Annotated in this window: 4 protein-coding genes; all 4 read right to left on the reverse strand. The window is 39.5% G+C overall.

Features of this window, described 5'->3' with window-relative positions:
- Positions 1-5: 5 nt before the first annotated feature.
- Genes IPI15_RS12625 through IPI15_RS12640 form a run of 4 tightly spaced genes read right to left on the reverse strand, consistent with a single transcriptional unit; the run spans position 6 to position 13,564 of the window.
- Complete coding sequence (locus tag IPI15_RS12625; RefSeq protein ID WP_287420534.1) at positions 6-2,660, reverse strand: fibronectin type III domain-containing protein; 2,655 nt, start codon at positions 2,658-2,660, stop codon at positions 6-8.
- A gap of 16 nt (positions 2,661-2,676) precedes the next feature.
- Entirely contained in the window at positions 2,677-8,280 is a 5,604-nt protein-coding gene (locus tag IPI15_RS12630; protein ID WP_287420536.1) for an Ig-like domain-containing domain, read from the reverse strand.
- Positions 8,281-8,289: 9 nt separating this feature from the next.
- Positions 8,290-11,763 carry a hypothetical protein gene (locus tag IPI15_RS12635; RefSeq protein WP_287420537.1) on the reverse strand — a complete coding sequence of 1,158 codons (3,474 nt, stop codon included), beginning with the start codon at positions 11,761-11,763 and terminating at the stop codon, positions 8,290-8,292.
- Entirely contained in the window at positions 11,753-13,564 is a 1,812-nt protein-coding gene (locus tag IPI15_RS12640; RefSeq protein WP_287420538.1) for a porin family protein, read from the reverse strand. The genes IPI15_RS12635 and IPI15_RS12640 overlap by 11 nt, the downstream gene beginning before the upstream one ends.
- Between the last annotated feature and the right edge of the window lie 40 nt (positions 13,565-13,604).

Genomic DNA, 13,604 nt, shown 5'->3' on the forward strand with positions numbered 1-13,604 from the left:
AAAATTTATTCTTTAGTGTAATTGATAAGATTGCTTTCTGAAATGACACCTGATATTCCATCTTCTGTGACGATTTTGATTCCATAAGTAATAGTGCCATTTGTCTTCAGATCACGGTCTAAAAAGGAAAGTGCAGCGGCATCGAGTTGCTTGATCTTTTTCCAGGGTTCCTCATTGGTTTTTCTGTATAAATAGTAATAGATCTTAGGTACCAGTTCAAAATCTGATTTCTTTAATGAGTAATCCCATACAAGGTAGACAGCCCCATATTCTTTCTTGTATTCTGCTACCAAGCTTGTTATGCGCAATGCAGCGAAGTCAAACATTCTTCGCCCCTTGACGGGAAAAGTTGCATCAGATAATAAGCCCGATCTATCCTGCGCTTTGATAATGTACTCATAAATCTGCTCGTAAATCGCAGTTGAATCAAGCCATTCTGTCGTGACTTTATTTTGAATTCTGGTGATTCTGTGATAAGAAGTGTCAAGTTTGGACACATTTTTTCTATAAATAATATAAGCTACTACGTCATTACTTGGGCTTAGACTCCAGGAAATCTTGATTCCTTTTGTATCAGATGATGATGGACGAGCTGCAGGAGCTCCCGGTCGTATTATGTCCGGTCTATCAAGGCTGAGCATGGTAGAAAATGCTGAAAAGTTATTACTTCTATCCACAGCGGTTACCTTATAATACACTTTTTTATCCAACGCTACCAGTTCTATGCTGTCATGCCACACATTCATAGCGGTGCATTCCTTGGTCAGTTGCGCGAATTCATGTTCAGGATTATTTGCCATATAAATCCGATATCCAACCAAGTCCTCCTCTTTTCCCTGATCCCAGGTGATCGTTGCAATTCCCATAGAATCAATTATTCCACGAAGATTTATTGGGGCTGCTGGTGGAATTGAATCAACCATTTGTACAAATACAGGCAAGCTCATGCGCTGATTCCCTGCAGTATCTTGTGCCACCACGATAAAATAATATGACCTATTGGTATTGATTTCATCTGAATACTCATAAGATCTGTTACTTCCTGCTAAATTTGTAACAACTGTTTCGTAATCTCCATCTAAACTTCCAGCCAATAGAATATGAAATTTATCCAGATCATAATTATCATCCGGCATCTGCCATTTGAGTTGAATTTTATTTGAAGTAATTGATTCTGCAAAATATATCGCCGGTGCAGATGGAGGCGTCATATCCACTCCATAAGCAGTAATGATGGTTACTTCAGAGATATCTCCAAACGCATCAACTCCTCTGATGCCGTACATGTATTTTTCATAATTATTCCCTAAAGAGTCCAGAAAACCATAATTTCCATCTTCTCTACTATGTTCATTTTGGACAAATAAAAGTGGTGATTCATTAATACGTCTAAATGTCTTACCTCTGTCATCTGAACGTTCCAGCAAATAACCTGAAAATTGTTGGTCATTCAATTTACTCCAAACTAGGTTTACTTTTTTGTCCTTTTTTTCTGCATAAAATCCCTGAACTTTAATTGAAGTATCCACTTGATTTAATACATCAATATTTCCATTTTCCATGACATTTTCTGCAGCTCTGGTAAGGATCAAATATCTATAGGTCTCCCCTACTTTGACATTTTTATCCACAAATCTCAATCCCAATGCTGTCGCGGCAAGTGGAGATCTATCTGCAGCAAGCATCGCCATCCCATAGCGCATCACGCTTTCAGAATGTTGGATAATCAAACCATCGGCATCCGAACTTTCCTGTGCCCCATAAAGTGACTGGGCCGCTACAAGAATGAGGCTATCCTTCTCCACCATTTGTGGAGTAAACATTTCCAGCGTCCAGGGTTTTATTGAATCCAGAAGAATATATTCAGCTTCATTTGAAGAAGGGTCTTTACTTGCAACAACTTTAAATACGGCATAAGGCTCATTTTTGGTCAATGTCCAGTAAACATGGTCGTTTGGTGCCCATCGCAGGACAATTGAATCTTGATACGCTTTTGCCACCACTTCAATTCGCTTCAATACATCAAGATCTTTACGCATATTAAAAAGAGGCGTACCTCCGGGAGGATCAAACTTTAATTGGGCCAAATCATTTGTTTTAGGACCCAGATTTCCTCCAATTAAATTGACAGAAATTTCGCTTTGAAATAATGTGCCTAGAGAATCCTTAAATGAAAGATTATAGGTGTAATTTTGTCCAGAAATGACTGTAGAATCTAAAAAATTCAAACCAAGTGAACTGGCGACTAAAGGGCTGCGAATAGCTTCCGGTACCAGATAATCATATTGAATTCGTTGATTGGTGAGTGATTCATGGACTAGTTGTTTATTATATTCCGGGTCATACAGAATTTTTCCAATCACATATATAAAACCATTGTCCAGTTGCTCATTCGCTTCAAACCATGACAGTGGTTTTGGCTTAATACTTTTGGCAATTAACGTTGTTTTATTTGACCCATCTGTTCGAGTGATGCTATAACCAAATTTATTCCCCAATGCCCAAATCGTATCACTATTGGGTGCCCAAGTAAGTCGCACCATATCACCATCGTACTCTGCATCCAATACGATACGGGCAGTGCTCTGACTATAAATGACAGCAGAAGAATTCCATATCACTAATATAACAATAAAATATCTAATATATAAAATATTCATTTTCAATCATTGTAAATTAATATCCAAAAAACCTCATGATTACATCATATGAATCCACATTAATCCCTGTTCCTCTTGTATTACCGTCCTGCGTACCCAGTGAATGTATATATTCCGGTGCCTGATTGTTTGTAAATCTCAATTTCCAACCTAACTGTTTAGTTTTCAATGCTGCCAATCTATTGTTGGAGTAGACATCCAATAGTTTTTTATAAAAACTGTGGTTGGCCTCATCTATATAATAGTTTCTCATCAACCGATAGGTATTTAATTGTTCTTTAGAAATAATCAACGCGTAGGTCAATTGATCCAAATAAATGGCATGATTCACATACATTTGAAGCATATTTTGTAGAATTCTCCCCTCGCTATTTTGTATCCACATGACCGTAGACCCCGGTGCATAGGAAGAGCCCGGCAAACTGTAATTAGCAGGATAATTTCCCGGTCCCCACGTCTTCATAGTTTTAGTGGTAATTTCACTGTCGGTAATCGTTGAACTGAAACTCGTATTAAAGTGCAATTGATTAGCCCATCCAGGCACGTTTAAGTAATTGCCTAGTACTTTTTTTGTAAAATCTTTATATTGTTGGAAAGACAATCTATTAGAATTTTCTTCGTCATTCAACCTTTTATTTTTGAATTTATACCAGGCGGCCAAAGAACCATTGTCCCGCAAAAGAACCCCTGTTTGGTCTGAATAAGTTTTGTTATCACTATTCCTTGGGTAGTAAAGGTCATAAGGTATTATAAAACTTTGGAGAAAAAGTTCAGGTACAGACAATTCATCTCTCAATATTTGAGCTTTAGAATCATTTTTGGCAAGCACAGCTCTCATTGCTTTAACATAATTATTTGCTCTGTCACCAACTAAATCAAGCATTTCAATAGGCTTTCTTTGGTTTAGCATATAATCTCTTACAGGATTGCCATAGACTCCGTCGGTTCTGAGTTGGAGATTGTTTCTAAGCACAATCTGATCAAATTTATCAAATGGTTCCAGTGGGTTATTGAATCCATAGTATTCATCAAATGTTGGATAGGAAAATTTTACCTGAGGTAGTTGAGCATCCGGATATCCAAAGTCATTTCGAAACCCTCCCTGCATGTCGGATGCATGAGTAATATCATAATATTTATATCTGATATGTTCATATTTACTCACTCCAAAGTGATAATCATTGTAAAGGACCACATCGCCAATCATCTGCTGTAGGGCTTGATTATATTGATTCAAAGGCGTCACTTGAAGCGTAACTGTTTCTTTGGTAAATACTTCCAAAGTATCATTGTACATGACAGACTCTGTATTTTCGACTGCCGTGGTAGTTACCGGCATAGGCACTGCACCGTCAGCTGTCTGAATGATTTCTATGGAATAGATTTGCCCCTTTGTCAGCATCAGATTATTCAAATCATCAAACCGCACTAATTTTCCGCTCAAATTCTTGGGAACCAACTTGATGATAGGAATCGGGAAGCCATTGATGTAGAAAAAGTCAATTACTAGTTCGAAACCGCCATCCTGATTATTTACAGGATATTCATTGATGTCTAAATCAACTACACTATTAGTTTTAGTGTTTTTGAGTCTGCACACATACTTTAAAGGAATGTCTCTTGAGATCTTTGTAGAATCACCCACTTTTACCGTATTCCATCCGGCATCACTAAAAGCTAATGCAATATTTACATCTTTCGTTTTAAATGAAACCGGCCTGACAGTAGGGAATAAATAGTCCCAACCATGTTGTTTGAACTCCAGTAGAGGTCGTGCATAGTTTTTGTGCCAATATCTCTGTCGGAACCCCGGCGCTTGATATCCAATCGCTTCTGAAATGATCTTTATTGGCTTATCTCCTGTTCGAAATGAAATCTTTCTTTCTTCAAATGTGGCACTGGCAATAATTTGCGCTCCTTTTATTTCTTTCCAACCTACTCTGATCGTAAATTCATAATCAGTGTTTGGCTCCAACATAGATTTGGGTTGAAAAACTGCAGTGCTAAAAGTGTCCTGGTAATTGATAATAATAGGAATGGCAACAGAACTGCCTTTTTTATTTATCTTAGAATAGGTATCATTTACAAAACATTGATAGAATTTGGTTGTCACTTTTCCATTGTTGTCAGTAATTGGAATATTTAATGTCTGACCCATAGGAATAAAGAAAGTAGCTGAAGGGCTGTTATAAATTTCAGTATTGCTCTTATCGACAGGACTTACATCCATGATCAGCGGAATATTAGCCAAAGGATCATATTCCGGAAGCTCGCTGCATTGCTCTCCCATCTCTAATTTAAAGCTAAACCGACCTTTGATCCTGCCACCTAATACAGAATATCTTCCATAGATGAAGCCCATCATCCAGGTTGGATTTGGTAGTTTGGCTTGAAGTGCTGCTCCAGCCTCCAACTCTGCTATTTTCACCGTACCTGAATAGAAAAGCAGATTAATGCGCATGCTCAATGATCCTTTAAAAGCGCCATAAGCCTGACCTTGCATGTACCAATTATTCATGCCGAAAGTCCCATTGGAACCACAAGAAACATTTTGATCTACATACATCATGCTGGCATCGAATCCTGCCATCGCTTGAATAGAAGAACTGAACATCAAAAATTTATACGTTTTCTTCGGAATACTCAATCTGGCACCAAAAGCAACTCCCCGATCACCGGAGATAAAACTTCGGCCTGCAATATTTCTAAGTTCATTTGGCAAATCATAACCTTCCTGATCGAAGACTTCCACGAGTGTAGGAATAACAGGCATCTTGGTACCGACCATGAAATAAGCATTGATGTTTCCCAATTTGATGGACTCCGTCAACTGGAAATTAATTTTCATCGGCTCGGTAGGTGTGCCCGCATAGAAAAAGTATTCCTTTTGGCCTTTAAATTTGAAGTAAACATTGACTGCAGCTAAGTTAGTATTATATAGTCCGGTGATTAAAGCTAAATTGGCAGGGACACCTGTCGGAACAGAAAAAGCAAATCCAAAGTTGCCCACCAATTCATCATTTAACAAATCAAGTTGAAGTTTCAACTGTAGCACTGAAGCAGCCTTTTTCCTTTCAGCAAGTCCCTTGTTCATCAGATAAGCACCTCCATTAAAATACACTTTTTCTATGGCAAAGCCATTCGAGGTATTGATGTCCATGCCGAAGGCGACATCTGCGAGCATCGTCTGTGGTGCTGAAAGTCCGAATATCATCCCTACCTGAAAGCTCGTTTTATTAAGTTTAGGTACATATTGAGTTCCGGAAAGTGTGATGCCGGGTTCGAGCAGTTGACCTGTCATATTCGGAATCGCATTTGGCGGCATCGAAGCAACATTTTTATTTGCAGCGACCGTGGCAGGGTCCATTCCCAGACGATTCATATTGTAGAATAAGCCACCGCTAAATCCATAAATAGCCAATCCTGTATTTCCTAATTGTAAACCTGAGCTGAATCCCACCTCTGCATCTACAAAGAAATACCGGTAATCTTCCACACCATTTGTAGCAGGAATATTACCAAACTGGCCTACACTTTGGACAATAAATCCTGCACTTGGCAATTTAACGGACATCGCTATTGCGCCTTTAAAACCGCTTCCATACACAGGATCGTCATTGATCAGGCGGATACCACCGGTAATAGAAACTTTACCCAGATCAGCCTCTATCAATATGCTTTCAACAGTTGTTTTGCGGTAAGAAACTGCATCCCAAGGTTTTGAACTAAGAATTTTGTTAAAATCCAAACCAGCCCAAACTGAAAAACTCCCTTCGGCATTAAAGGCATTTACCCCTTTTGCAAAATTAACTCCGATCGTAAAGTTCAGCTTGTAACAAGAATTCTCGCCATCCTGACCTTTACCCAATCCGATATTTCTGATGGTAATAGGAAAACCTGCGAGTTTTTGATTAGGTATCGGGTCATTGCCGGGCGTATTATTTTGATTGTTTAATGAAAGCCCACTATTATTTGGGCCACTAGCTAATTTATTTCCTAAATACCAATCATCATTTGTGTCAAGATATCCCGTTGAACCTGATCCTCCCGGAAGTGCTAATCCGCCAAACCCAAATGCGCCGACACTGATCTTATCCAATCCTCCCGTGACTTTTCCTGCCACATCGCCATAAGATGGCAAGGAGAAATCATTAATTTTGAAATCCTGAAATTCCATCGCCGGCAAAGTCACTTTAGGATTACTCAATCCAAGTTCGATCTTTCCATGCAGGGTAGCATGAGGCTGAAACTTACCTTGAGTATAACTTATTCCTGCGACGGAACCATTGTCAAGTGTTAGGCTGCTATTGGCTAGAAATGGCATTTTATACGTACCATCAAGCGTCAGATTGAAGCTGATCTCCGCCTTTCCGTTAGGATTTCCCGGTGGATAATTGAACATGGCTTCATAACCTGAAGTACCTTCCATGATTGGAATATTTATTTTACCTTCCAGCTTGAATTCGTGTACACTATTGGCCAATACTTCTAATAACAATTGATCAAGCGAAAGACCCCAACCGGAAACATTGCCTGATAGCGCAGGACTTGCCATGACTTTGCCAGTCACTCCTGAACCATGGTCCGCCAATAAGTCTTCAATCGCAATATTAATGCGCTGTCCGGAGGTCGTAGAAAGTCCTTCAGGTAAACTGACAGACAATCTTTTCATATAAAATCCGCGCCATGTATCGTTCAGATATTTACCTCGTAAATCAGCAGGCCATTGAGGATCGATTATTTCTTCCATGCCTGCAAAATTGCTGCCCGTACTATAGTCCACTACCGCCTCCTGTATTTCAAATCTCACATCATCTAATCCCACTACTTCAAAAGGATCTATGCTAACTGTTCCTATAAATTGACCTAATTCAGTTGAAGTGATCTTGAACATGGCGCGAACATTATTTCGCCCCACTTGTACCGGTGTCAACAAAGAATTAGGAAACCTGTATTCACAGATTAATTGAAAACTTTCAAATCCATCGCAAGTAAATGAAACATAACTCGCACTATCCAGATCCATACTACCTTTGATGGTAATGGGAAATTCAGGATCATTAGTAGATTCATCTCCTTCAAGACTAAGTTGCATATTGCACAGTTCATTACTCTTTCCTGTAACTAAAACATTGCTTCTCGTAAAATTTAATACCTGATCTTCCGGAGTTAGTACCGAAAACACAAGTTCCGCCATCAATCCATGAGACGTTTCTTTCAAACTACTTAGAAACATCTGATGACCATGAAAATCAGCACCTGAAAAATAGTCAGAAGAATTTAACAACAAAGGTAGAGATTGCTTATTCGCTCTTGACAATATCATTTTTGTAAGTTCGGAGCCATTTTGTGGTAATTTAGATTTTAGATCATAATCCTTCAATGCTTCCAGTTGAATTCCAGAATATGTTTCAATTGTTGGTCTAGTCCAAAGGAGGACAAGTCCAGTAATTTTTTTAGCTAATATTTGCGTTTGACTCGTTGGCAGGATAATTTCATTTCCGATACCGGCAATTTTATCCATTGGTTCAAAATCACCTTTCGCAATGACTACGCCATTGAAGCAAAGCATCAGAACGACACAAAATATTTGTACTTTGAAAATATGTATGTACGGCATGTGTATCATCTAATTTTGAATTGTAAAATCTTCCGCCAAATAAATTTGAATACCATCGAGATTGAATCCATCGGGACGAATATTCATCCCTGAAAGACCGAACTTCATGTAATTATCACCGGGCAATTTGAGTGTCAACATCGAGCTAAGTCGCGCTCTACCGGCTTCAAACTTCATTCCCAGTAAAATAAAATCAAAGCCTTCAGGTAAAGCCACTCCAAACATTTCATCCATTTTTTCACTTATCGAAAAAGGCATGCTGAAGAATCCACCTTCTTCAGAAGATAGATTGTCCATTTGATCCATAAATTCTGAAGTAACACTCAATGCACTAAGATCCATTGGACCTTCTGTTTCACTAACTTCGACATTGAATCCGCCCAGCGAAGCATTAGGGGAAGTTAATACCACTCCACTAATCAGCCTTTTTTCACCGTTGGCCATTTTATGAACTTGAATATTGTTAAATTCTACATCCAGCAGTAAATTCAAAAATGGTACTTCCATTTTGCCCTTGCCTTGGTTGCCATTCAACTCTTCCACACGCATTACGAAATGTCCTACCTTGACACGATCATTAATCTGAATTGAAGTTGAAGTTCCTCCAGTCAATATCGGTGCTACACAAAAGTTTGGTTTTGGAGCATCTCCTGGATTGTTAGTCGGTGTTTCACAGTTACACTTAAAGGACATTCCTGAAAAATCAGGTAGCTTCAATTCAAATTTTCCAAATTTATAACCGTCGGTCTTTGCACTGTCTTTTTTAGCCCAAACTCCAACACCTATTGAGGCAAATCCCAACTGCATCTGGATATCGATCCCAAGCGCAGGAAGATTGAATCCGTTGAAGTCGCGCTCCTGTTCCAATAATTTTAAATCACTCAGATTGATATCCGGTAGGCCGGGAATAATGATGGCACCTCCATCCGTACTTTCCAATGAAAAATGCTTTCCAATGGGCAGATCAGGGTGATTAATTTTAAAATGGTTGAATTTAATGCCCGTTACCCCAAAGTCAAATTCATCGATATTCATGATTCCTTTCAACTCATCCACGACACTTCCAAGGCCGGCATTTCGGAAGTCATCTTCATTGACGTTAAGTTCGACGGATATATTCAAGTCTGCATAAGGCTTATATTTATTAGTGACAGGTTGCTTTTCAATAGCTAGATAACTACCTTGATCGATACTTGCCGTAAGCATTAAATAAGGAATCGCAAAACTTCCGACAGGACTAAGATTGAAGCTATAATTGTTGTTATTGTCTTTGAAAATCAATCCCTGATATTCTATTTCTGCATCCAAAACACCAATGCCCATCTTTCCGGCTACATGCGCATTTACAAAACTATTTTTAAAAATATTAACACTGATGGAGTCGATGGAATAAGCCCAACCTCCGACATTCCCGGTAGAAATATCTAAAATATTGACACCTTCTGCTCTGCAGGTCATTCCTTCATTGTCGATTATAATATTATTTGCAGAAAATGTGGTAGAGTTTCCCGCTGCCATACTGATATCCTCCGGCAATTCCACCGAAATTTGATCTATATAAAAGCCTTTCCAAGCAGCTCCATTATTCGGTAGATAGTTTGCCGGAAACTTAACCTCGGTTGGGTTGGTCAATTGATCAAGATCTAAAATAATATTTTGAGCACTAAAATTCCAACCAGGTGCGCCGGTTACACTGAAGTTATCAATACTTCCGTAGCCAATAAACTGACCCCATGAACTGGATTTTAAAGTAATATCAGCGACAACGGGTAGCGCTGTGTTGTCGGTTCTTTGCAATTGAGTTGTTGGGAAAATGTAGCTGCATTGCAAATTAAATTGCTCAAATCCATTGCAGCCAAATGTGATATAACTGCCCAATGAAGGATCATTTTGCACTGCTTTTCTTATGACTAATGGAAGTGAGGACAAGCCAGGAATCGTGATATCGCTCAATAAATAAAGCTTGAGCCCTGCCATATCAAACCCATTTCTTCCGATTTTTACTCCTGTGGCACCGAAATTGATTATTTGACCATTAGTTCCGGGAATAGACATCAGCAGATTCACAGTAGCTGCGCCATAAGCATTGAAGTCCAGGTCTGTTACAAATACGTCAAAGGGCATCGAAAAACCTAATAATGCCAGTTTATTGCCAAGAGAAAGTGGTAAAGACATGCTTTCCTGTATAGCCTGCACATGTTGATTCATATCAGAAAGCCAAGTGGAACCAATGGGAAGCGCAGACAGATCAGGTAGATCGTCCGCGTCGATACCGATAGCGCTCACTAGCTGTGAAGCAATTGCAGAGACATTTCCCTGGGTTACTTCAAACTGATCATTGATGTTGATATTGTCAAATGCTACCGATACATTTGAATTCAAAAAAGGGATCTTCACACTTCCTATACCACTACTTCCGGATCCGTCCAACTCACTGATCTTCATATAGAAGGAACCATATCGCACGCTGTCGCCGACCATCAGATTTCGTTGAGCGGGAGTGTTTGAAGGGAAAATAATATCACATTCTCCATTAGGGCAAAAACAAGAAACTCCACTCTCTCCACTATTAATGGTCAGGTCAGGCAACACCTGAAAAACACCTATGCGACTTATGCCATTATTTACAAAATAGTTAGGAGCGGGATTGCCCTGCTGATCAAAAAATCTTGCCGTGACACGCCATATATAAGTAGTCGAAGGATCCAGCTGAGATGCCAGTTCATTGTAGAAAACTGAAAATTGATCCAGATTTGCACTATAGATCAATGTGTGATTTTCAAATTGATCCTGTGGGTCTAAAAGTGGTGACTTCTCTCTCAACTCAAATAAGTAATCAATATTTGCGAAGGGAAGATGAGCCAGCGGATCTGTCATTTGCCAGGTAAAAACAAGGTTATTGAGCTGACCTTCAAATAAATTCTGACCTTCTATCGGCAATATTAAAATAGGCGCCTGCAACCTAGCAAGGTATCCTGTAGCGCAAACTCTGGCGGAAATTGGTTCTTCTCGAACTGCATCTATGACCTCGAGGCAAATATCTGTGATGCCTTCATTGAGTACCCCATATGCAAATGGACCGGACAAGCCGATGAGATTGTTTATACTAAGGTTCTGCGCAAGATCTTCGCCATTGATAAAATAAGGTACGTTGCGCTCCAGCGTAATTTGATTACCTCTGAAGCCTATGGGGTTGGATGCAATGATGGTTCCATTTTGCGCTATTGTGACCCGAAAATAAACCGTACGTTCTGTTTCAACGGGATCTTCCAGCTTCAAAGTATAATTGAGTTTATTTGCTGTGGCCATTGGATTGGCAAAGTCTCCGATATACACGCTGCCACCTATGATCATCTGTGACGAAACTGAGACGGGATATATGGTTTGAGCCATCACTGAAGACGCTATCATTTGGAAGCAAAATAGGGCAAGGATAAGAGGTGAATTCCTCCAGCCAAGTGAAAGTAACTTACTATTTCTCATCCTTCTGATCTATTTTTGGGTTAGTGTTCTTCTTGACAAAAGGCTTGTATTCAAATCTGCCATTGAAGCCAATAGAAGCTATTAATTCAGAAAATTTATCCGTAGAACTGCCGGTAATTCTCGTGTTTTGAATGACATTAAGTTGAAATTGTAATGCTTGAAGTTTAGATATCTTCCAATTTGCTTTAAGGCTAGAATTCGTTTGCATCGAAGATCTAATGTCGCTTGGGCTGCTTCCTCTGTAAGCTTGAGTGCCTAATGCCAGATCAAGTTTCTTTTTGAATAAGCTTCTCCCAATTTTGCCCCCAATGCCATATCTATCTTGGCGGATGCCACTCAGTGAATTTTGGTTATAGTCCAGATTTAGGTTTCCATTCCAATCGGACTTGAGTCTAAGATTATACCCAAGATTGGCGTAATACATATTGGTGGCTGGATTGCCGGCAGGCGTTTCCAGATTTTGGTTTACTTTCTGAAGACCTCCTCTCAGATTGAAATTGTGCATAGCACCGTTATTTCCAGTAAGACTCTTAGAGATATTTCCTGATACATCGGAAGTCACTATGACAACTTTCAAAGAGTCCTGATCCTGAGATAAAACATAATTGATCGTCGAATTAAAATTGGAATAATTGACCCCAAAAATCCACGTTTTGACCTGGTAATTTGCATTGAGTGCGGAGATAAAACGACGATAACTGGCTTGTCTGCTACCATCCAGATTATTTCTCTGCAAACCTGCCGTGCCGGTAAAAGAAAAATTCTTTATTCCAAAACCCGACAATTGAGCTGTATAGTTTTCTATGTCGTCATTGAAAAAATAGGCACCAAAGGTCCTGAATTGAGGATCGATGCGTTGATAGCCGGCTCCCAACTGTATTTTTCCGAGACGATAGGTAAGGTTTGCAGTTGCGGCATTGCCATAAGATGTCGATGTTCTTCTTCTGAAAATTGGATTGCTGTAGTCAAGTGATAAACCACCGGATCGCTCTACTCTATCATCATTCATGTTGCGGGTGCGTCCACTGCGAGCCAATTCAAAGTCAATTTGCAGATTTTTCACTATTACTTTCTGACCTTTAATTGCCATGACAAGGTTTTCTTCCGGCTGAAGTATTCCTTCTGTAATCACCTGATTCTCCAAAGAATTGGCATCATCTTTCGCTCTGAATAAAATGAAATCAATAAAGTCACTATTTGTCCCATATCCTGCTTTGAAACCCCAGCCTTCTCTTCTGTAAACCGGCAAATTGGGCCTGTCCAAGGCAAGGTCGATGGGTTCTGCCTTTACCAAACGTCCCGCCATGGCTGCAAATCTTAACTTACCAGGCGTCAATTCTATGCCGGCACCCAGGAAGTTGTGATTGGAAAGTGTATAGTTTGAAAAATTCATGTATCGATGGCCTGCATGCACTTTAATCCATTTGTAGTATGGACTGATACCTAGACGGGACAGTCTGTTTCGTTGATTCGACAGCATCCCTTGGAAATATTCCTTGTGAAATGGATGACTGAAATTATCCAGGTTATTCAGGATGAAGCTCACCGGAATTGTAATGCTGTATAGTTTCGCAGTAGCATTGGCATAAAGCGTGGAACTCAACGGAGTCTGGCGGACCATTTCCCCATCTGTATTGTAGGATCTAAGTGAAAGTCCGTAGTTGCCTGTAACGGAAAATGGATCTCCGGAGAGCATGTTTTTAATAAAAGAAGTGGAGTCCTTCTTCCTATTTAGCAGATCTTCAATATTCTGACTATGTCCATTTGTAATCCAAAAGACAAGACAGAAAATCAGGATCATCCACCGATGGAGTAAATTTTCGGTAATTTTTAAATACATT

Origin of the sequence: Candidatus Brachybacter algidus, from assembly GCF_016707225.1 — a bacterium.
GTDB lineage: Bacteria > Bacteroidota > Bacteroidia > Chitinophagales > Saprospiraceae > Parvibacillus > Parvibacillus algidus.